The organism is Moorella sp. E306M (assembly GCF_006538385.1).
In the GTDB taxonomy this organism is placed as follows: Bacteria; Bacillota; DSM-521; order Neomoorellales; family Neomoorellaceae; genus Neomoorella.
Genome location: NZ_BJKO01000001.1, coordinates 176,317 through 197,423, shown reverse-complemented (window position 1 = coordinate 197,423; position 21,107 = coordinate 176,317). Strand labels below are relative to the sequence as shown.

Genomic DNA, 21,107 nt, shown 5'->3' with positions numbered 1-21,107 from the left:
AATTAAAGAGGATTGACGGAGGAAAAAAGATGGTCAACCTGGCAGAAAATATCGCTTTGGTACGGGAAAGGATAGCCGCTGCCGCCCGTCGCAGCGGGCGGCAGCCGGAAGAGATAACCCTGGTGGCGGTGACCAAAACCATTTCCCCGGAACGTATCCAGGAGGCCGTAAGTTTGGGCCTCAAAGACCTGGGAGAAAACCGGGTCCAGGAACTCCTGGCCAAGCAGCCCTACATAAGCGGTGTCAGCTGGCACCTCATCGGTCATCTCCAGCGCAATAAAGCCCGCCAGGTATGGGATAAGGTAACCCTGATCCATTCGGTCGACAGCCTGGAACTAGCCCGGGAACTGGACAGGCGGGCCGCGGTTGCCGGTCGCCGGGTTAACATCCTCGTGGAGGTTAATGTGGCCGGCGAGGAGAGTAAATTCGGCCTGGCACCCGAGGCGGTAATCCCTTTCATCCGGGAGCTCACAGGGTTTACCGGCCTGCACGTCCTGGGCCTGATGACGGTAGCTCCCCTGGTAGATGATGCCGAAGAGGTGCGGCCGGTTTTTCGCCGACTGGCAGGCTTACGGCGGGAGGTGGAAGCCCTGCACCTGCCGGGAGTAGACATGCGTTACCTTTCCATGGGTATGACCAACGATTTTGAAGTAGCCATTGAAGAAGGAGCCAACATGGTGCGAATAGGCACGGCCATCTTTGGCGCCCGGGTATAATTAATCTGCGGCGGAGGTGAGGGATATGGCCTTTTGGGATAGTTTACTTAACTGGCTGGGTTACGGCCACGAAGAAGGTTCCCAGGGCACATACAATCAGGTCAAGGAATGGGAATTGCCCCCGGCCCCATCTAGCCCCGGTAAAGCTAAACTGGTAAGCTTGCCGACGGCGCGCCAAACTTTACGCTTGGTAATTGCCCGGCCCCAGTCCTTTGACCAGGCGGCAGCTCTGGCGGAAAACTTGAAAAACTACCGGCCGGTAATTGTCAATGTCGAAGCCCTGCCGGTTGACGAGGCGCGGCGGATTGTCGACTTTCTAAGCGGGGCTACCTATGCCCTGGGGGGACGGGTGCGCCGGGTAACGAGCGGCATCTTTTTATTTACTTCCAGCAATATTGATTTGAGCGGTGACCTGGAAGAACAGGTGGCGGGCGGTATCAGCTGGTTGGAAGCAGCTGGCCGTAAATAGCAGGGAGGATTAAATGTTATGGAGGGTAATATTGGCTTTCTGGGTGCCGGCGCCATGGGGGAGGCCCTGATTCGCGGCCTGTTGCAGAGCCGCCAGATACCTGCGGCAAGGATCCTGGCCTGGGACATCCGGCGGGAAAGGCTGCAGGAACTGGAGGGTACTTATGGCCTGCAGACCGTGGTCGGCAGGGAAGAGCTGGCAGCAAGGGCGGATATTCTTATCCTGGCTGTCAAACCACAAAACGTGAAGGAGGCCCTGGGTGGCCTTATAGTCGGAAAGGAAAAACTGGTAATATCGATCATTGCCGGCGTTACCCTAGCCAGGCTGGCCTCTTACCTTGGGGAAGTGCCGATAGTGCGGGTGGTACCTAATACCCCCGCCCTGGTAGGGGAGGGCATGACTGCCCTGGCGGCCAACAAATTTGTGCAGCCGGAAGCTCTGGAGAAGGCTCTGGCCATTTTCCGCTCCGTCGGCCGGGCTATAGTTTTACCGGAGGAACAGCTCAATGCCGTCACCGGTTTAAGCGGCAGCGGGCCGGCCTATATTTATATGCTTATTGAAGCCCTGGCCGACGGTGGCGTGCGCCAGGGACTTGCCCGGTCGGTGGCTTTAGAGCTGGCGGCCCAGACCGTCCTGGGAGCGGCGCGGATGGTACTGGCCACCGGCGAGCATCCGGGGGTTCTGAAGGATAAAGTGACTTCGCCGGCGGGGACCACTATTGCCGGCCTGACTGTTCTGGAAGACCGGGGTGTGCGGGGAGCCATTATCCGGGCGGTAGAGGCAGCCACCTTGCGCGCCGAGAGCTTAAGTAAGGAGTAGAGTTCATGCAAATTTTATTACTGCTAATCCGAACTGCCTTTGAAGTACTAAATTGGCTGATTATTGCCCGTATCCTCATATCCTGGTTTCCCCATGACCCCTATCATCCTGTTATGCGCTTTATCTACGAAGTTACAGAACCGGTCCTGGCCCCCTTTCGCCGCCTCATGCCGCGTACCAGTATCCCCATTGACTTTTCCCCTATAATAGCGGTCCTGGTTTTACAGCTGGTAGAACGCTTGCTCATCAGTTTTATTCTGCACCTGGGATAGGAGGGGGATACAGTGCTGACGCCGCTGGACATCAACAAAAAAGAATTCCACCGCTCCTTTCGCGGCTACAGCTGCGAAGAGGTCGATGAATTCCTGGAACAGGTCTTGCGGGACTACGGCCAGGTTTACCGGGAAAACCAGGAGTTACGGGAGAAAAACCTGCGCCTGGCGGAGGAACTGGAGCGCTATAACAAACTGGAGCAAACCCTTAAAGATGCCCTGATCATGGCCCAGCAAACGGCCGATGAGATGCGCCAGAACGCCCAGCGGGAAGCCGGCCTCATTGTCCAGGAGGCGGAGAATAAAGCTAGGGAGATTTTAAACCAGGCCCGGCTGCAGGTGGAAAAGGCCGAGCGCTACCGGAGCGACCTGGAAGCTATGGCCGCAGCCTTTAAAACGCGACTGCGTTCTTTCCTTCAGGCCCAGCTGGAACTCCTGGCCGCTGAGGAGGCAGCAGCTTCTACTGTTGCTGATAGCCAACCGGGCGAGGAAACTATTTTTGAAGAGTTTAAGGAGTGACGACGTTAAGTGGATTATAGCAAAACCTTGAATCTTCCGCGGACCGATTTTCCCATGCGGGCCAACTTGCCCCAGCGGGAGCCGGAGATCCTCAAATTCTGGGAAGAACAAGATATTTACCGACAGGTACAGGAAGCCAACAAAGGCAAACCCAAATTTATTCTCCATGACGGGCCGCCCTATGCCAACGGCCATATTCATCTGGGGCATACTTTAAATAAAATCCTCAAAGACATCATCGTTAAATATCATTCCATGAACGGCTACGATGCGCCCTATGTCCCGGGATGGGATACCCACGGCCTGCCCATTGAGCAGCAGGCCATTAAAGACCTGGGGCTCAACCGTCGGGCCATTGATGTCGTAGAGTTCCGCAACCGCTGTCGCGATTACGCTTTAAAGTACGTCAACATCCAGCGGGAGGAATTCAAACGCCTGGGCGTCCGGGGCGACTGGGAACACCCCTATCTTACCCTGGAGCCGGAATACGAGGCCATCCAGATCGGCGTCTTTGGGGAGATGGCCAAAAAAGGTTATATCTATAAGGGGCTTAAGCCGGTCTACTGGTGCACCGATTGCGAAACGGCCCTGGCCGAAGCCGAAGTCGAATACGGCGAGAAGCGTTCGCCCTCTATTTATGTCAAATTCCCCGTAATCGATGCCCGCGGCCTTTTTGAGGCGGAGGGAAGCTCTGTCGTCATCTGGACGACAACGCCATGGACCCTACCGGCCAATGTAGCCATTGCCCTGCACCCGGAATTCAAGTACGTCCTGGTCCAGGTGGGGGATGAACGTTACCTCATGGCAGAGGAGCTTTACCGCCAGGTATTTGAATTGCTGGCAATTAAAGATTACCAGGTGGTGGCTGCCTTCACCGGTGCCGAACTGGAAGGGGTCGTCTGTCGCAATCCCCTTATGGATAGGGATTCGGTCGTTATCCTGGGGGAACACGTTACCCTCGAACAGGGCACCGGCTGCGTCCACACGGCCCCCGGGCATGGCCTAGAGGACTACGAAGTAGGCATGCGCTATAACCTGCCGGTGCTCTCGCCCCTGGACGACCGGGGCCACTTTACCCCGGAAGCCGGCCAGTTTGCCGGCCTGTTCATTGAAGATGGCAATAAAGCTGTGGTCAAGGAGCTGGAAGCCAGGGGGGCGCTGTTGCATTTCGCCTTTATCAAGCACCAGTACCCCCATTGCTGGCGCTGCAAGCATCCTGTTATCTTCCGGGCCACGGAGCAGTGGTTTGCTTCCATTGACGGTTTCCGCCAGCAGGCCCTGGCTGCCATTAAAGAAGTAAAGTGGATTCCGGCCTGGGGCGAAGAACGTATTTACAACATGGTGGCCGAGCGCAGCGATTGGTGTATCTCCCGCCAGCGGACCTGGGGCGTACCCATTCCTATCTTTTACTGCGTAGACTGCGGCAAAGAAATTATCAACGACGCCACTATCAGCCATCTACAGAAACTTTTCCGGGAATTCGGTTCCAATGTGTGGTTTGCCCGGGAGGCGCAGGAGCTGGTGCCGGAAGGGTTGAAATGCCCTGCCTGCGGTGGCCGTAAATTCCGCAAGGAAACGGATATCATGGACGTATGGTTTGATTCCGGTTCCAGCCACGCCGCCGTGCTCACCACCAGGCCGGAACTGGGCTGGCCGGCTGACCTGTACCTGGAGGGCAGTGACCAGCACCGGGGTTGGTTTAACTCCTCCCTGTCGACGGCAGTGGCCACCCGGGGCCGGGCTCCTTACCGCCAGGTTCTGACCCATGGTTTCCTGGTAGATGAGGAAGGACGCAAGATGTCCAAATCCCTCGGTAACGGCATCGACCCGGCGGATGTCATCCGGGAAAAGGGGGCCGATGTCCTGCGTCTGTGGGTGGCTTCGGCCGATTACCGGCGGGATGTAGCTGCATCACCCGGCATCATGCAGCAGCTGACCGAGGCTTACCGTAAAATCCGCAATACCTGCCGGTTCCTGCTGGCCAACCTTTACGACTTTGATCCCGGAAAAGATAAGGTAAGCCGGGAGGAAATGCTGGAAATAGACCGCTGGATAATGGATAAACTCCAGCGCCTGGTGGCCAGGGTCACGCAAGCCTATGAAGATTATGAGTTCCACGTGGTCTACCATATCATCCACAATTTCTGTGCCGTAGATTTAAGTGCTATTTACCTGGATATCATCAAGGACCGCCTCTATACCTGGCCGGCCGCCTCAAAAGGGCGGCGTTCGGCCCAGACGGTCCTTTATGAAACCATTAACGTGCTGGTACGACTGTTAACGCCGATACTCGCCTTTACCACGGAAGAAATCTGGCGTTATCTGCCGGCAACCCCCGGCAAGCCCATCAGTGTCCAGCTGGCCGGCTGGCCGCAGGTGCAGGATGCATTCCTGGATGACGAGCTGCAGGCCCGGTGGGATAAGATTTTGCAGGTACGCGATGTTGTTACCCGCGCCCTGGAAAGAGCCCGCCAGGAGCAGGGCCTGGGCAATTCCTTAAATGCCGCCGTCCACCTTTACTCTGATTCCGGGTTGTACCGGTTCCTCCAGTCCCTGGAGGGGGAGCTGGCGACCATTTTCATTGTTTCCCAGGCCGTTTTGCACGCTCCGGGAGAAGAAGCTCCGGCCACGGCCTTTGCCGCCGAAGACCTGCCCGAACTCAAGGTCGTGGTCGAGAAAGCTCCCGGTGAAAAATGTGAACGCTGCTGGATGGTCAGCTCCACCGTAGGCCGGGATAGCGATCATCCCACTCTGTGCGAGCGCTGTGCAGCCGTTTTGCGCCAGGCTTAAAATACAGCCATAAAAACAGAAGAACTGGCTATACTAAAAAAGCGGTTAACTTGCTGCCCAAAGATCGAGGCAGAAGTAATAGAGGAAAGGAAGGGCAGGGACGGTGAGGCTATTCCAGGCAGAAGACTTTTTGCCCGTGGAAGTTCCGGTGGGGGTTTCCGGCCGCCATATCCATCTCTGCCGGGAGGATCTCGAGGCCCTTTTTGGACCCGGTTATGAACTGACATTGTACCGGGAGCTCAGCCAGCGGGGGGAATTTGCCGCCAGGGAAACAGTTACCATCGTCGGCCCGCGCGGCGTTCTGGAGGGTGTACGGGTTTTAGGTCCGGTCCGGCCTTACTCCCAGGTGGAAATAGCTATGACCGACGGTTTCCGCCTGGGATTAAAGCCGCCAGTAAGGGAATCCGGCGACCTGGCTGATACGCCCGGCATAGCTGTGGTCGGTCCGGCCGGCGCCATCAACCTGCGCCGGGGGGTCATTCTGGCCGCCCGCCACATCCATATGGAAGAAGACCGGGCCAGGGCCCTCCACCTCCATGACGACCAGCTGGTCCGGGTTTGGGTGCCCGGGATAAGGGGCATGATCTTAGATAACGTTATTATCCGGACCAGCCCCCACTACCGCCTGGAGCTGCACCTGGATACCGACGAAGCCAATGCCGCCCTGCTGTCCGGCGGCGATAAAGTCAAAATCCTGCGTCCTTGAAGCAGGATTTTTTATTTTGGGTACGGGGAAAGCTATAAAGGAGTTTTTTAGGAGGAGTAAACCCTATTGGTTGATAATGAAAAGACAGCCGTTTTTCTGGCCGAAAAGATGCAGCAATTAATAACCGCCATAGAAAAAGCCAGCATCGCCGAGTGGATAGAACTCTACCGCCGGCCCTGGCGGCTCCTGTACCTCAACTTTGCCGCCGGGGTAGCCAGGGGCCTGGGTATAGCTGTGGGTTTTGCCATCCTGGGCGCCATTGTGATCTATATCATCCGCGAGCTGGCCCTGCTCAACCTTCCGGTCATCGGTAAACTCATTGCGGAAATTGTCCGCATGGTCCAGCAGGAGGTTTATTAAACTGGGAGGCTTTCATATGGATGCAAAATCCTTAAAGCATTTTCGCAGGAAATTGCTGGAAGAAAAGAAAAAGCTGCAGGAACAAATAGATTCCTTTAACAGCGGGGGATTGCGGGAGCCCCTGCTGGAGTCCACCCAGGAACTGTCCCGTTACGATAACCACCCCGGGGATCTCGGCAGTGAGGAATTCGAGCGCGGCAAAGACCTGGCTTTGAGGGATAACGCCCGTATCCAGCTGCAAAAGATAGACGATGCCCTGGAAAGCATCCAGGATGGGACCTACGGCTACTGCCGGGTGTGCGGTCGGGAGATACCCCGGGAACGGCTGGAGGCCATACCCGAGACAACCCTGTGTCTGGAGTGTCGTAAAAAAATGGAAGGGGCAGGAGACATCAACCATCGGCCCATCGAGGAGCAGGTTATCCTGCCTCCCTTTGGCGGCCAGGTCTCCGATCCCTATCAAAAGCACCCGGACGAGGAGGAAGCCCTCATGTATGATGGGGAAGATACCTGGCAGGACCTGGCCCAAACTATTGAACACGCCTCCGAATCCCGTAGCGGCGCCTACTTCGGCCCTCTGGATCTGGATGAAGACCAGGGCTATGTTGAGCCGGTAGAAGGCATCCCCTATTTTAAGGGTGCCGAAGGTATGTTTTATGAAGATACCGGGGCCTACATTGATGATGAAGGGTCTCCGGAGGAAAAGGCAATTGGCGATGCTGGCTGGGACCGGGTGGTGCGTGATGGAGACGAAATAGATAGTTAGTCATAGGGTATAGTTTCCAGGGTATCATTGGCCTTGCCAAAGGAAAAGACGGTGGTGGTATCCTTTTCCGGCAGCAATCGTTGAAAATCGCCGCAGTTGGTATCCAGGCCGTTCCTGGTGATGTGAATGGTCTCCAGCTTGCAGAAACCGGCCCCATCGTGGTGGACGCAGATATCTACCTCACAGTATATGCGGAGCAAAGTAAATCCCTCCTCCGAAAATAACTCTATCGCAGGCTGGCATTGTCTCGCTCGCTACCTGTGCCCTTGTGGAGCGCCCAGCACTCACTAAACTCAGGTACCTCCAAAGGTAGTGCGACTGCAAAAACCAAAGAACTGGTTGCTGTAACTTGGTTACTGTGAGTGCTGGGCCGCCTATTCGGCATCCTTGCCTTTAGAACTCGGCCGAAGGCCTCTTTGTCCTCGGCCCCGCTTATCATCCCTGGAGCTTCGCCTGGGCTGCTTCGCCACTCGGTAGAAGCTCGCTCGCTCCAGACAAAAGCCACCCCTCAAAAGTAGTTTACCCATAACGGCTGACGTGGTATGATAGAGAACTAGAGAATGGGGGAGAAGTTTATGCACAAGGCTTTGACCATTGCCGGATCCGATTCCGGGGGCGGAGCCGGTATTCAGGCCGACTTGAAGACCTTTGCCGCCCTCAAAGTTTACGGTTCCAGTGTGATCACTTCTGTGACGGCACAGAATACCTTGGGGGTGCAGGGGACCTTCGACCTGCCGCCGGAATTTGTCGGCCGGCAGATGGATGCCGTTTTAAGCGATATCGGTGCGGATGCCGCCAAAACCGGGATGCTGGCCAATGCCGGTATTATCGAAGTCGTAGCTGCCAAGGTTAAAGAGTACGGAATAAAGAATCTGGTCATTGACCCGGTAATGGTGGCCAAGAGCGGCGATCTCCTGCTGGCCCGGGAAGCGCGCCAGGTTTTGCAGAAAAAACTGTTTCCCCTGGCCCTGGTCATTACCCCTAACCTGGATGAAGCCGGCGTTCTCACGGGGCGCGAGATTAGCAGTGAAGATGAGATGGTAGCTGCAGCCCGGGAGTTACATGACCAGGGCGTACCCTATGTTTTAGTAAAGGGAGGGCACCTGGCCGGTGCGGCAACTGATATTCTCTTTGACGGCCGGGAAGTCCGGCGTTTTTCCGCTCCCCGCCTGGATAACCGCCACACTCACGGGACGGGCTGTACCCTGTCGGCAGCCATCACCGCTTTCCTGGCCCGGGGTTTGACGGTACCCGCAGCGGTAGCGGCGGCCAAGGAGTATATCCAGACGGCCATCAGCCAGGCCCTTGCCGTAGGTCAGGGCTGCGGGCCGGTACACCACCTGGCACCTTATTATTCCTGGGGGGATTGAGCGTGCCCTTTTTGTTGCTGGTAGCTCTGGTCCTGGGCATTGACCAGTTGAGCAAGTATATTATCCGGGTCAATTTCCAGCCCAATGAGAGCCTGCCGGTAATCAATTCAGTTTTTCATTTAACTTACGTCAATAATCCCGGGGCGGCCTTTGGCCTCCTGGCCTATAAAACACCGGTTTTTGTGACCGTGACCCTGCTGGTGGCGGTTGTCATCCTGGTGGCCTACCGCTTCCTGCCTCCGGACCGCATCCTCTTGCGCCTGGCCCTGGCCCTGATGCTGGGCGGCGCCCTGGGTAACCTCATTGACCGCCTGCGCTTTGGTTATGTAGTTGACTTCCTTGATTTCCGCATCTGGCCGGTTTTTAACCTGGCTGACATGGCTATCGTTGGCGGCGTTATTCTCCTCTGCTGGGAACTTTTGGGGCCGGCAGGTGAACAGGGGAAGAGCCTGTGAGCCGTCGCATAGAGCTGGAAGTCACCCCGGAAGACAGGGGAAAGCGGCTGGATTCCTGGCTGGCCGGGAAGCTGGAAGGGGTATCCCGTTCCCGCGTCCAGCAACTGCTGTATGCCGGCGAGGTTGCTTTCTCCGGAGGGGGAAGGCCGAAAGCCAATTACCGCCTGCGGGGTGAGGAAAAAATCCAGGTCAACCTGCCGGAGCCGGTGCGGCTGGAGGTAAGACCTGAACCCATCCCCCTGGACATCCTGTACGAAGATGAGGATGTTATTGTCGTCAACAAGCCCCAGGGCATGGTCGTCCACCCGGCTCCCGGCAATGAACATGGCACCCTGGTCAATGCCTTATTGTACCACTGTGGTGATCTGTCGGGTATAAACGGCGTCCTGCGGCCGGGCATAGTCCACCGCCTGGATAAAGATACCTCCGGCATCCTGGTGGCAGCTAAAAATGATGCGGCCCACCTGGGCCTGGCGGCCCAGGTCAAGGCCCATAGCATGAAAAGGGTTTATCTGGCCCTGGTCCACGGGGTAGTAACCGAGCCCCGCGGCCGTATTGAGGCGCCCATTGGCCGGCACCCTGTCGACCGGCAGCGCATGGCGGTTACTGACAAAAATTCCCGGGAGGCCATCACCCATTACCGGGTTCTAGAGCAGTTTGACCGGTATACTTTGCTGGAGGCGCGACTGGAGACGGGGCGCACCCACCAGATCCGGGTGCACATGGCCTTCCTGGGTCATCCGGTGGTAGGTGACCCCAAGTACGGCCCCCGCTGCTGCCCCTTTGACCTGCCGGGGCAACTCCTGCATGCCGGTTGCCTGGGTTTTAACCACCCCGTACGAGGCGATTACCTGGAGTTTACGGCACCGCCGCCGCCGATTTTTTTACGGGTTCTGGAAAACTTAAGGCGGGAGAAAAGGGGAGAGGGTAGATAAGATGCCTGACGGATGGGTTACTGTGGCCGTGAAGGAGAGGGTAGAAGCCCTGATGATCCAGGGTTTACTGGCGGCCGCCGGCCTGCCGGTGCGCCTGCTGGGAGAGCCCTTGGGAAACATTTACGGTTTAAATATAGGCCCCCTGGGGCTGGTCCAGGTTCAGGTGCCGGCGGGGGCTGCCGGGCAGGCGCGGGACATCCTGGCGGCAAGATTCCGGGGTGAAGCAGCCCATGACCGGTAAACATCAGAACCGCCTCAACGACCTCGACGGCCGGGAATGGCTGTACTGGACCGACACCCTCTACATTACCACCTATCCCCCCGATGCTACCCATCCTTTACGCAAACAACACGGGGCTATGAAGCCACCGGAGGTCATGGCGGAAATTATCCGTTTTTTTACTAAAAAAGATGAACTCGTCCTGGACCCCTTTGCCGGCGTGGGGGGAACCCTCCTGGGGGCGGCCCTGGCCGGGCGGCCGAGTCTTGGTTTTGAACTCGACCCCCGCTGGGTAGCCATCTACCGGGCCATCCAGAGCGATTTTATCATTGCGAATGGGGTTATCTGTCGCCGGGAAGAGGCGGTTGCCGGTGGGGAACCCCTGACCGGGGAAATGCGCGAGGGCGACTGTCTGTCCCTGCTAAAGGAATTACCCTCCGCATCTGTTCCGGTGGTAATTACCGATCCTCCTTACGGGATTAACCATGGCGCTACAGGCTTCAGTAAGGAGACCAACTTTAATATGCTTTCTCCTTGGCTGGAAAATGACCTGGGCCGGGCCCCTGACCTGCCCAGTTTCCTGGGGCGCCTGCAGGAAATCGGGCAGGAGATCCGGCGGGTACTCATGCCCGGCCGCTACCTGGTCATGCTGGTGGGGGATCGTTACCAGCAGGGAGAATATGTTCCATTGGGCTTTTTAGTGGCCCAGGCCATGCGTGAGATCGGTTTCAAATTTAAAGGGCTGAAGATCTGGTCCAACAAGGCCACCCGCCGCCACCTTAAGCCCTATGCTATAAAATCAGTCTTCGTACCCAATATCACCCACCAGAACATCCTTATCTTGCGGAAGGAATGAAGCAAAGTTGATGCAACTACTGGCTGTCGGGGCCCAGGTGGGTGCCCTGTTTTTCTATGTCCTTTTGGGTTTCCTGGGGCGCCAGCGTAAGATTTTAACCGCCCAGGGCGACAAAGTCATTTCTGACATTATTTTTTACTTTACCATGCCTGCCCTTACCATCACCTCCATGAACCTCAAGGTTTCCGGCCAGGAATTAACAAACGCCTTTCTGATCCTGGCCGCCGCTGTGGTACTGGTCCTTGGATCCTACGCCTTGTGCGCCCTGGCAGGGGCCTGGCTGCGCCTGCCGATGAAGACCAATTATGCCTTTCGCTTTACCACCGCCTTCGGCAATGTGGCCTACCTGGGCTTCCCGGTGGCCTACATTCTCTGGGGCCAGCTGGGGGTCTTTTATGCAGCCATGTATGCCCTGGGCCACAATGTCCTCTTCTGGACTTTAGGTGTCTGGTTAATGCAGGATCACCAGGAACACAAAGGCCTCGACTGGCGCCAGATTTTGAACATCAATGTCCTGGCCATTATCCTGGGCCTGGTCCTGGCCCTCTTCCATTTCCAGCTGCCGCCCCTTATTTTCCGTCCCCTGGATGGGCTGGGCCAGGCTACCATACCCCTGGCCCTCTTCCTGGTGGGTTCCATGCTGGCCGAATCTCCTATCCGTACCCTGGCCGGCAAAAAGATAGTTTACCTTATAGTGGCAGTCAGGTTGATAATCTTACCCCTCCTGGCCCTAGGGGCCATGTTCCTTGTCCCGGGCTGGGATAAGAATGTCCGCCTGCTGGTGATTATGGAGATGGCCATGCCAGCAGCTGCCATTGCCCCGGCTGTGGCGCGGAAGTATGACGGCGATTACAACCTGATCTCCGAAGGGGTGGTGGCTACCACCCTGGTTTCCCTGTTAACCATCCCTCTCTGGGCCTGGTTGTTAAATTACCATATATTGACATAAAGTTCCATTTTTCTGGCAGGAAAATCCAGCATGGGTGTCATATATTACCAGTTAAATAATGGTTAATACTAAAAACTGGAAGAGGTGACACCCGTGGCCAAAAAACCTAAAAATGCCCCGGCTCCCAAGATAACTAAAGTTAAAGTAACAGGAAAACTGGATTCCCTTACCGACCTGCTTAAATTACGTTTATTCGAGTACTCGCCCCAATCGATGGACGAGCTAGTCCAGGAAGCGCAGCAGCACCTGCTGACCAGCCATAATCTGGCCAAGATCCAGAAAAACGTGAACCGCTGCTTGACCAAGAACCCCTGCTTTCGCAGTGAAGGCAAGGGATTGTGGTGCCTGCGCCTGGACGGATTGAAGGAAAACGATGCCGCTCACCGCGTCCTTCAGGCCCATGGAGATGCCCTGCGTTTAAGTGAAATCAACGCGGAGTTAAAGGAAGCCGGCAAGCCGGAAGTACCGGGAGAACAAAAGCTGGTAGCCGATGGCCGTTTCTTGCGGCTAAAAGACGGCCGCTGGGGCCTCATCCACTGGGCCTATGTCGAACCGGAGCCGGCGGGAGATAAGTCCCCGCTCCAGCCGGTAAATGCGGCCGGGCCTACCGGTAACGGCCAGGAAACGCAGTCTCCGGGATCTCCAACCAGAACAGCGCCAGGCAAGGGCGGCAGTGGTCCCCAGTTAGTGGAAATGCCCCGGGCCGGCGAGCAGATTCTCCCCCTGGCCAAACCGGCACCAGCGGCTAAAGAAGGCGATTTTTGGGACAAGTTATTCCCCCTGAAGCACACCGGCGAGAAGGCGTCGCCACCGGCGGCCCCGAAATTTACGCCGGTAAAGAACGCCACCGTGGAACCGCCGGCCTGGGAGGAAATAGCCGCCGGGGCCGAAGCCGCCGCCCTCACTCTGGAAACAGAAAAGTTAACCCCGGCCCCCAAGGAATTTAGCCTCATTAACGGCGGTAAGGCTGCCGCCGGCCGCCAGGTGGAGCAAAAGGATGAAGAAAAAGAAAAGCTGCGCCAGGAAATAGAAGACCTGCGCCAGGAGAATAAAAACCTGTTAAGCGATCTGGAAAAACTCCACCGGCGTAAGGAAGAATTGCGCCAGGAGCTCACCCAGATAGAAGAACAGCTGGTAAACTTAAGGGTTGAGCGGGATACCTTGAAGAAAAGGGTCAGCCACCTGGAGACCCGCCTCATGCAGCTCCAGGGAACCCTCAATAAAACCGTCAGCGATGCCCAGGCCGAACAGGCGCGCCTGAAGCAACAGCTGCGGGAGCAGGAATACCGCCTCCAGACGACTCTCATCGCCAATGAAGACCTGGAACGGACGGTGGCCGACCTGCAGAAGGAACGGCAAGAGTTAAAACGCCAGCTCGCCTTCTGGCCGGTGCGCCTGGCCTTACGCCTGGCGGCTCTCTTCGGTTTTAGCCTGCCCCGGGAGAGGACGCGGGCCAGGGCCTACAGCCGCTAGGCCCTTGCTAAAAATGGCAATCATGGCTTATAATATTATTAAACCTTCACCCCGGCGAAAGCGGGGTATTTTTATTGAGGCAGGGTGGATTGGCTTTGACGGATGTTGTCCGGGCGCGGGGCCTGGTAAAGAAATATAACGGTTTTACGGCTGTCAAGGGGATAGATTTTACGGTCAGTCCCCGGGAGTGCTTCGGCTTTTTGGGACCCAACGGCGCTGGAAAAACCACCACCATCAAAATGATCCATTGTTTTACCCCTGTGACTGCGGGTAGTTTGGAAGTGCTGGGCTATGACGTGCGCCGCCGGCCGCGGGAAATTAAGGCCCGGCTGGGGGTAGTATCCCAGGAGGATAATCTGGACCCGGAGTTAACAGTAAAGGAAAACCTGCTTCTCTATGCCGGCTATTTCGATATCCCCCGGGGGGAGGCCCACAAACGCGTCCAGGAACTCCTGGCCTTTGCCGGCCTGGAGGAAAAGGCCCATATTGAGGTCGAGCACCTTTCCGGGGGTATGAAGCGGCGCCTGGCCATTGCCCGGGCCCTGGTAAATAAACCGCAGCTTTTAATTTTAGATGAACCCACCACCGGCCTGGACCCGGAAGCCCGCCACATGATCTGGGAGAAATTGCGCCAGCTAAAAGCGGCCGGTGTAACCCTAATTCTCACTACCCACTACCTGGAGGAGGCGGCCCAGCTGTGCGACCGGCTGGTCATTATGGACCGGGGGATAATCCTGGAAGAGGGGTCGCCCGGAGAGCTGGTCGAGCGCCATGTCGGCCGGGAAGTCCTGGAACTGGCACCGGTAGACGGCGAAGCCGGGTCCATTTTAACCCTGGTGGGTGGCAGCATCCTGGCCCACCAGACCATAGGCCGGACCCTGTATTTATATACCAGCGACGGCCGCGAAGTCTGGCGGCAGGTACAGGGCTTAAACGGTCACTTCAGTCACATGAGGTTACGGCCGGCTACCCTGGAGGACGTTTTCCTTAAGCTAACCGGGAGGGGCCTGGATTAATAAGATGGATATCTCTTACCGTGCCTGGAAAGTTTTCTGGCGTAATTTTGTCGTCTTTCGCAAAACATGGCTGACCAATATTATGTTCAATTTCCTGGAACCACTCCTTTATCTTGCAGCCATGGGTTACGGTATGGGCTATTACATTCCGGCTATCAATGGTATGAGCTACCTCCAGTTTCTAGCCCCGGGGCTGATTGCCTCTTCGGCCATGTGGGCTACGGCCTCCGAGTGTACCTATGACAGCTTTGTCCGCATGAAGTTTCAAAAGACCTACCATGCCATTGTGGCGACCCCGGTGAGCTTGGATGAGGTAGTGGTGGGGGAAATGCTTTTTGGGACCTTTAAGAGTGTCCTCTATGGTACGGTAATTTTACTGGTGATTTCCCTTCTTGGCCTGGTGCAGTCGCCAGCGGCCTTGCTGGTGCCCCCGGTCCTGGTGTTATGCGGCTTTGTCTTTGCCGAACTGGGGATGATCTGGACGGGCCTGGTACCCAAGATTGATACCTTCAGCTACTTTTTTACCCTGATTATTACCCCTATGTTTCTTTTTGCCGGGGTTTTCTTTCCCCTGGATGCCCTGCCGTTAATCGTCCAGCGTCTGGCCTGGCTGATCCCCCTTTACCATGTGGTGGAGCTGGTACGGCCCCTGGTCCTGGGGCAGTTAAGTCCGGAACTCCTGGTCCATGTAGCCTGGCTGGTAGTTTTTATTGCCATCTTTTTCTACCCGCCCCTTTACCTCTTGCGTCGGCGTTTAACGGGCTAGCAGGTTGTCCCGGAAGGGAGAATATGTTATCCTGGGTATAAGGTTAAAAAAGGGGGGCAATAACCATCGTAACCCTCGGCACTTTATTTAGCCCTTACGCATGGATACTCATTATCCTGGCGGCGATAATCATCTTTGGTCCCAAAAGGTTGCCGGAACTCGGTCGCGGCCTGGGCCGAACCATCAACGAATTTAAAAAAGGCCTCAAGGCTGACGACAATCCGGAGAAGAAATAGGGCATCCCATCCCCTGTACGGAGGTGGCAAAATGCTAAGCCGGCCTTTACTGGCCATAGACATCGGCGGCGGCACCCAGGATATCCTGCTCTACCGTCCGGACCAGCCCCTGGAAAACTGCGTCCAGCTCATTTTACCCTCGCCAACAGTAATCTGCGGCCGGCAGGTGGAGGCAGCCACAGCCGCCCGCCGGGACGTCTTCCTTACCGGTTACCTTATGGGTGGTGGAGCCCTGGTAGGAGCTTTGCGCCGCCACCTGGCTGCCGGTTTAAAAGTCTATGCTACGGCCGCGGCAGCGCGGACGGTTTATGACGACCTGGATAGGGTGCGGCAACTGGGCATTGAAATAACTGAGGGACCGCCCGGGGATGCAGTAACCATTAAGACGGGCGATGTTGATCTTGATACCCTGGCCGGTAGCCTGGCTCCCTATGGCGTCAGCCTTCCAGCGGAAGTGGCCATAGCCGTCCTGGATCACGGCGAGGCGCCGAAAGGCACGAGCGACCGCCTCTTTCGTTTCCAGCACTGGCAGCGCTTTGTTGCCAGCGGTGGTAGACTGGCAGACCTTCTTTATCGGGAGCCGCCGCGTTATCTAACCCGGATGCAGGCCGTACAGGAGCAGGTACCGGGGGCCTGGCTCATGGACACCGGCGCGGCCGCCCTGTGGGGTGCCCTGTGCGATGCCAGGGTAGCGGCCCATAGCAAGGAAGGGTTGATCGTTGTCAATTGCGGCAACCAGCACACCATTGGGGTTCTCCTCCAGGAGCAGCGGGTATGGGGCCTGTTTGAGCATCATACCAGCTGTTTAAGCGGCCACAAGCTGGCTAGTTTTGTTGAAAAGTTGAGGGCCGGGGAGCTTACCAATGAGGAAATCTTTAATGACGGCGGCCACGGATGTTATATTGATCCCGGTTACCGGCCGGGTGGGGGCTTCCGTTTCGTTGCCGTAACGGGTCCGCAGCGCCGGCTGACCATACACCAGGATTATTATTGGGCCGCTCCTTATGGTGACATGATGCTCAGCGGTTGCTTCGGCCTAGTGGCCGCGGTGGCCGGTGACACCCAAGGTCGTGTAAAATTTTAAGTAGGTAACAAAGAGCCCTTACCGGACCGTATCAAGCAGCCACTCTGCGCAAACAAGGTGTTCACCATAATTTCAATTAGGCCGGGATTCCAGTTAAGAAAATTCACTGACAGGCAGGGGCGGTAAGCTTTTAAGAGGTTTTTTAAGGAAACCTGCAGGAAAATAGAGTAACATGTCGAATAAAATATCTCTAGTACCAATTTTTTGGAGAAGGGTTGTCCAAATGAGAGGGTTTACCAACGTCAAAAGTAAAATAATTCCAATATGGGGGGGGGGGGGGGGTACAATTACCATAACCGCCTATTATTGGAAATAGACTTTCTCTATCTCCTCTATCTATCTCGCCTTCTTTTATACTGCCTCGCCCGAGGTAAAATTATTCTTCTTTTCCAAATTTCTCCAAACAGCGAACTTACTATCCCTTAGTATCCTAGTTCAAGGCAAACATACCGAAAGGCAGGAACGCAAAGCCATGGGTCTAGCCTCTTTAATGAGTATGCTAGCCAGGCTACAGTATGCCTTTATCTTTTATTGGCAATATATTCCTTTTCCGGTAGTAGTAAGGAAAAAATCCTGAAGGCCAATTACTGCTGTGAAGGCGAAATACATAAGTATGGTGGCAATCCAGGCAAACCCTTCCACCAGAATTTGGACTTGTTAAAGGGGGAGCAAAGTATGGTTGATGGCCCATTAACCGAGGAAGAAATTAACGAGCTGTTAGTCGCGGCCGAAGAACTAATGGCCAAAATTAAGGAGGGCAAAGTTCTAGCGCTCACTGAGCTACCTCTATCGGAAGAAGTCGGTAATAACGGTTCAATGGAGGAAAAAGAGATTGATTGTTATCCCAATAAGCGGCGGGGGCGCAAAGCTGTTGGGTCTACAGACGTTAAGCCATGATTGTTCAAACAGCGAGTTAAGAACTAGCGAAATCTAAACATAAGCTAGAACTTAAAAACTTCAAAGGAAGATCAATGTAATGCACGCTGGCATGATTCTTGCAACCAACCAACCAACCAACCAACCAACCAACCAACCAACCAACCAACCAACCAACCAACCAACCAACCAACCAACCAACCAACCAATATTAGTTGCTAATAGCATTAATAAGCTTATCAACTTTATAATCTGCTTAACAGTCTGCATTGCTGATACAGGCTCAGACGAGAAAACAACTGTTTCTTGCCCGAGCCTTGTTTTATGTAAACTAAAAAGCAGAGAAAGGAGGAAGTCGAGTTACTTGAGTAGCCAATTGGAGGGGACGGGGAGGTGCGCAGCAGGTCTGGAGAAAGCAAAGCGCGACGCTTAGCCTCTAAAGAAAGGAGAAAGGGTGCATGGCCAGGAAGCTGGTAGTCTTCGACCTGGCGGGTGAGCTTTACGGCCTGGACATATTCGATGTCCGGGAGATAGTCAAGGATACGCTCGTCACTCGAATACCGCAAACGCCTGAATTTGTAGAAGGCGTCGTCAACCTGAGAGGAAAGATAATACCGGTAATCGATCTGAGGAAACGCTTCGGTTTTGCAAAGGGGGAAAAGACGAAAGATGCCAGGATAATCATTGTAGACATAGCGGGGCAGGAAGCGGGGTTGGTTGTTGATTCCGTCAAAGAAGTGGCGGCAGTTGATGAAACCACTATTGAGACTACGCCCGATGTCACGACGGTAAACGCCGCCTTTGTGGAGGGTCTGGCCAAGAAGGACGATAAGATTATCATCATAATTAAACTGGAACTGCTCCTTGAAGTCGACGAGAAAGAAATGCTGGAGCGTATGCAATAGGGAGATGATAACCGAAGATTATGTCGGCTTTAGGATGATCCGTGGCGCCGCGCGTTCAGGCCAGCGCCGCTATCGAAGAAGCCATGAAAATGACGCGTATTCTATTACTTAATGTATATTGGGAGGAGATAGAGAATGTCTCTGAAAAGCATAAGAAGCAAGATTATGGCACTGACACTGATAGCTATACTAGCAACAGTACTAGTTCAATTGATTATTGCCAACGTTTCGCTGGCAAATCTTACCTTTAAGTCTCGATCAATAGTACAACAACACGTATTAAATGAAATAAAGAGTGGCCTCAAAAACACAGTCGATTCCATGGTATCCTCCTTAACCGATATGTATAAAAGTAATGCCGGCACTATACCGGAAGCTCAGCTTATTGAGCTTATAAGAAAAACGCTGGATGCCAGCAGGTATGGCGAAGCTGGATACTTTTTTGCTTACCGATATGATGGTATAAGGGTAGTGGCGCCGGAAAACAAGTCACAGGAAGGCCAGAACCTTTGGGACCTAACGGATAAATCCGGCAAGAAAGTGGTTCAGGAATTCATCAGAGTGGCCCAGAACGGCGGGGGATTTGTGTCTTACATTTGGCTCAACCCTAAGACTAACAAGGAAGAGGAAAAAATTTCTTATATAGCCCCTCTTAAACTTGGCAACTTCGAGTTAGCGGTCGGGACGGGCACTTATTTATCCATGGTAGAGGTTGCCCAAAATGATGTGGCCCGGGAGATTGCCCAGTCCAGAAAGGCCCTTTCCGGTTCTTTGGTTATTATCAGTATTATTGTTTTATTGATTTTGGCCGTAATTACTTATTTCTTTACTCGAACCATCACTACACCACTAATCCTGGCGGTCGACGACCTGGGGCTTATAGCCAACGGCGACTTCACCCGGCCGGTGCCTGAAAAATACCTACGCATGAAGGATGAGATAGGAAAGCTCGCCCGGGCCGTCGACCGTCTGCAGGCCAACCTCAGACCGCTGCTTTCGGGCCTTAGAGACGACGCTAAAACCCTGGCCGGCAACTCGGAGAACCTAAGCGCGTCTTCAGAAGAGATCGCCTCATCTTCCGGCGAAGTGGCCAAGGCCATCCAGCAGGTGGCCGCGGGGGCTTCGGACCAATCGAGCCATCTGCAGGAAATACTGGGTCTTGTAGAAAACATAACTGCAAATCTGGAGAAAGTATATACCGAACTTAGTCACGTTAAGACCAACAGCGAAGAGACCTCCAGGCTGGCGGGTGTAGGCAAGAAAGAGCTGGACGTCCTCATTGCCTCCATCAAGGGTGTTCACGAGGCCTTCAAGGTGGTTGCTGAGAAGCTGACGAGCTTGAGCGGTTCCGTAAACCAGATAGGCGAGATCCTGGAAGTGATCAACGGGATCGCGGAACAGACGAATCTCCTTGCCCTGAACGCGGCCATTGAGGCGGCACGGGCCGGGGAAGCTGGCCGCGGCTTCGCGGTGGTGGCGGAGGAGGTCCGCAAGCTGGCCGAGCAGTCCAGCGCTTCGTCGGATAAGATCAGGGTGCTGTTGAACACTATCGGTTCGGAGACCAATGAAGTAGTGCATACTTCAGAGGAAGTCAGCAAGCAGGTAGTCACGCAGCTGGAGAATGTAGAAAATACGGTCAAGGCCTTTGACGACATACTTGAAGCGGTGGCAGCCATCGCGCCCATGATCGAGGCGACTTACCGCGAGGTGGATAGCACGGTTAAAGCCAAGGACGTATTGCTGGACCGGGTCCAGAGCGTCAGCGCGGTGTCGGAGGAGGCTTCAGCTTCGGCCGAGGAGATCTCCGCGTCAGCCGAGGAACTGTCGGCCTCCACCCAGGAGATAGCCGCCAGCGCCCAGCAGGTCCTGGAGGTGGCCAAACGGCTGGAGGAACAGGTAGCGCGCTTCAAGGTGTAAATGGTCGTGCTTACCGGGACACCCTTTTAACTTGATTCTCAATACGGGGGAGTTTTCCAGCTCCCCCCTTTTGGTAATAAGGATAAGCTCACCGGGTTGTATGTACAACCGGGGAAACGCCGATAACGACGAAGCAAGTGGCTTGAGGAGGCTTTTTCCGTGGGGAGAATAGTATATTTGACCAACATAGGGCACAACGGAAGGATTCAACTGCCACGAAAAGTTTTGGATGAGCTTAAATGGAAAGAAGCAGACTCCTTTAAGATAGAGGTTATAGGACAGGACAAAGTGGAAATTAAGAAAGTCAAGAAATAAACTAGTGTCAAGCATCAATGAAAATGCGCCATTGATGCCTGACCCCCTCTATTGGCGTTAACCTCTAGGATAACCGCCATGATTTTAGACGTCCCGCAACAAGAAAGGCGACTTTCATCGCTTTCGGCGATTTATCGAAAGACGCCTTTCATTTCCGCTAGGGGCTGCTGCCCCTTCGCTGGCCTTCGGCCTGAGAACACCGCAAGAGTAGGGGGGGACTCCCCTACTTCCCCAGGTATAGGAAATTATCCACAGGACCATAATTTCCTATACCTGTATCAAAGCCCGGAAGCCGTTATCCACCGGCTCCGGGCTTT

At 55.0% G+C, this 21,107-nt stretch carries 25 protein-coding genes and 1 riboswitch; of the genes, 24 read left to right on the top strand and 1 reads right to left on the bottom strand.

Annotated elements, in window-relative coordinates:
- The first annotated feature begins 29 nt into the window (after window positions 1–29).
- From FLZ89_RS00990 to FLZ89_RS00950, 9 genes are all read left to right on the top strand, one after another.
- Window positions 30–716 carry a YggS family pyridoxal phosphate-dependent enzyme gene (locus FLZ89_RS00990; RefSeq protein WP_141264154.1) on the top strand — a complete coding sequence of 229 codons (687 nt, stop codon included), beginning with the start codon at window positions 30–32 and terminating at the stop codon, window positions 714–716.
- Window positions 717–741: 25 nt separating this feature from the next.
- Window positions 742–1,185 carry a cell division protein SepF gene (locus FLZ89_RS00985; RefSeq protein ID WP_141264155.1) on the top strand — a complete coding sequence of 148 codons (444 nt, stop codon included), beginning with the start codon at window positions 742–744 and terminating at the stop codon, window positions 1,183–1,185.
- A gap of 18 nt (window positions 1,186–1,203) precedes the next feature.
- Window positions 1,204–2,004, top strand: a complete 801-nt coding sequence (gene proC, locus FLZ89_RS00980) for a pyrroline-5-carboxylate reductase (protein ID WP_141304135.1) — start codon at window positions 1,204–1,206, stop codon at window positions 2,002–2,004.
- 5 nt (window positions 2,005–2,009) lie between these two features.
- A complete protein-coding gene (locus FLZ89_RS00975) occupies window positions 2,010–2,276 on the top strand; it encodes a YggT family protein (protein ID WP_141304134.1) in 267 nt (88 codons plus the stop codon).
- A gap of 12 nt (window positions 2,277–2,288) precedes the next feature.
- The gene (locus tag FLZ89_RS00970) at window positions 2,289–2,795 is read left to right on the top strand and encodes a DivIVA domain-containing protein (RefSeq protein WP_141264158.1); all 507 of its coding nucleotides are present in this window, start codon (window positions 2,289–2,291) and stop codon (window positions 2,793–2,795) included.
- Between the two features lie 9 nt (window positions 2,796–2,804).
- The gene (gene ileS, locus FLZ89_RS00965; protein ID WP_141304133.1) at window positions 2,805–5,585 is read left to right on the top strand and encodes an isoleucine--tRNA ligase; all 2,781 of its coding nucleotides are present in this window, start codon (window positions 2,805–2,807) and stop codon (window positions 5,583–5,585) included.
- Between the two features lie 103 nt (window positions 5,586–5,688).
- Window positions 5,689–6,291, top strand: a complete 603-nt coding sequence (gene pduL, locus FLZ89_RS00960; RefSeq protein ID WP_141264160.1) for a phosphate propanoyltransferase — start codon at window positions 5,689–5,691, stop codon at window positions 6,289–6,291.
- A 108-nt stretch (window positions 6,292–6,399) separates the two neighbouring features.
- A complete protein-coding gene (locus FLZ89_RS00955) occupies window positions 6,400–6,651 on the top strand; it encodes a DUF5665 domain-containing protein (RefSeq protein ID WP_141265199.1) in 252 nt (83 codons plus the stop codon).
- Window positions 6,652–6,667: 16 nt separating this feature from the next.
- A complete protein-coding gene (locus tag FLZ89_RS00950; RefSeq protein WP_141304132.1) occupies window positions 6,668–7,417 on the top strand; it encodes a TraR/DksA C4-type zinc finger protein in 750 nt (249 codons plus the stop codon).
- Here FLZ89_RS00950 and FLZ89_RS00945 read toward each other — a convergent pair.
- Window positions 7,414–7,617 (bottom strand): DUF1540 domain-containing protein, encoded by a 204-nt coding sequence (locus FLZ89_RS00945; RefSeq protein WP_172613377.1) that lies wholly within the window; start codon window positions 7,615–7,617, stop codon window positions 7,414–7,416. The genes FLZ89_RS00950 and FLZ89_RS00945 overlap by 4 nt on opposite strands.
- A gap of 375 nt (window positions 7,618–7,992) precedes the next feature.
- Between FLZ89_RS00945 and thiD the strand changes: the two genes are divergently transcribed.
- The 15 genes from thiD to FLZ89_RS15490 all read left to right on the top strand — a co-directional run bounded on the left by thiD (window position 7,993) and on the right by FLZ89_RS15490 (window position 20,790).
- Complete coding sequence (gene thiD, locus FLZ89_RS00940; RefSeq protein WP_141264163.1) at window positions 7,993–8,787, top strand: bifunctional hydroxymethylpyrimidine kinase/phosphomethylpyrimidine kinase; 795 nt, start codon at window positions 7,993–7,995, stop codon at window positions 8,785–8,787.
- Window positions 8,788–8,789: 2 nt separating this feature from the next.
- Window positions 8,790–9,242: a signal peptidase II gene (lspA, locus tag FLZ89_RS00935; protein WP_141264164.1), complete on the top strand. Its 453-nt coding sequence runs from the start codon at window positions 8,790–8,792 to the stop codon at window positions 9,240–9,242.
- A complete protein-coding gene (locus tag FLZ89_RS00930) occupies window positions 9,239–10,177 on the top strand; it encodes an RluA family pseudouridine synthase (RefSeq protein ID WP_253256367.1) in 939 nt (312 codons plus the stop codon). Before lspA ends, FLZ89_RS00930 begins: the two co-directional genes overlap by 4 nt.
- 1 nt (window position 10,178) lies before the next feature.
- Window positions 10,179–10,418 (top strand): putative signal transducing protein, encoded by a 240-nt coding sequence (locus FLZ89_RS00925; RefSeq protein WP_141264165.1) that lies wholly within the window; start codon window positions 10,179–10,181, stop codon window positions 10,416–10,418.
- Window positions 10,408–11,253 carry a DNA methyltransferase gene (locus FLZ89_RS00920; RefSeq protein ID WP_141304131.1) on the top strand — a complete coding sequence of 282 codons (846 nt, stop codon included), beginning with the start codon at window positions 10,408–10,410 and terminating at the stop codon, window positions 11,251–11,253. Before FLZ89_RS00925 ends, FLZ89_RS00920 begins: the two co-directional genes overlap by 11 nt.
- A 10-nt stretch (window positions 11,254–11,263) precedes the next feature.
- Complete coding sequence (locus FLZ89_RS00915; protein WP_253256521.1) at window positions 11,264–12,202, top strand: AEC family transporter; 939 nt, start codon at window positions 11,264–11,266, stop codon at window positions 12,200–12,202.
- A 93-nt stretch (window positions 12,203–12,295) separates the two neighbouring features.
- Window positions 12,296–13,675 (top strand): hypothetical protein, encoded by a 1,380-nt coding sequence (locus FLZ89_RS00910; RefSeq protein WP_141264168.1) that lies wholly within the window; start codon window positions 12,296–12,298, stop codon window positions 13,673–13,675.
- Window positions 13,676–13,770: 95 nt separating this feature from the next.
- Window positions 13,771–14,691, top strand: a complete 921-nt coding sequence (locus tag FLZ89_RS00905) for an ABC transporter ATP-binding protein (protein WP_172613376.1) — start codon at window positions 13,771–13,773, stop codon at window positions 14,689–14,691.
- A 4-nt stretch (window positions 14,692–14,695) separates the two neighbouring features.
- Complete coding sequence (locus FLZ89_RS00900) at window positions 14,696–15,457, top strand: ABC transporter permease (RefSeq protein WP_141304128.1); 762 nt, start codon at window positions 14,696–14,698, stop codon at window positions 15,455–15,457.
- Window positions 15,458–15,516: 59 nt separating this feature from the next.
- Window positions 15,517–15,693, top strand: coding sequence for a twin-arginine translocase TatA/TatE family subunit (gene tatA, locus FLZ89_RS00895; protein ID WP_307722599.1), 177 nt, complete (start codon window positions 15,517–15,519; stop codon window positions 15,691–15,693).
- Window positions 15,694–15,724: 31 nt separating this feature from the next.
- Complete coding sequence (locus FLZ89_RS00890) at window positions 15,725–16,777, top strand: DUF1786 domain-containing protein (RefSeq protein ID WP_141304127.1); 1,053 nt, start codon at window positions 15,725–15,727, stop codon at window positions 16,775–16,777.
- Between the two features lie 429 nt (window positions 16,778–17,206).
- A riboswitch (cyclic di-GMP riboswitch) is annotated at window positions 17,207–17,293 on the top strand.
- 15 nt (window positions 17,294–17,308) lie between these two features.
- Window positions 17,309–17,674: a hypothetical protein gene (locus tag FLZ89_RS00885; protein ID WP_141304126.1), complete on the top strand. Its 366-nt coding sequence runs from the start codon at window positions 17,309–17,311 to the stop codon at window positions 17,672–17,674.
- Window positions 17,675–18,111: 437 nt separating this feature from the next.
- On the top strand, window positions 18,112–18,558 hold the full coding sequence (locus FLZ89_RS00875; protein WP_141304125.1) for a chemotaxis protein CheW: 447 nt from the start codon (window positions 18,112–18,114) through the stop codon (window positions 18,556–18,558).
- 135 nt (window positions 18,559–18,693) lie between these two features.
- A complete protein-coding gene (locus FLZ89_RS00870; protein WP_141304124.1) occupies window positions 18,694–20,475 on the top strand; it encodes a methyl-accepting chemotaxis protein in 1,782 nt (593 codons plus the stop codon).
- A gap of 159 nt (window positions 20,476–20,634) precedes the next feature.
- The gene (locus tag FLZ89_RS15490) at window positions 20,635–20,790 is read left to right on the top strand and encodes a hypothetical protein (protein WP_172613375.1); all 156 of its coding nucleotides are present in this window, start codon (window positions 20,635–20,637) and stop codon (window positions 20,788–20,790) included.
- Window positions 20,791–21,107 lie beyond the last annotated feature (317 nt).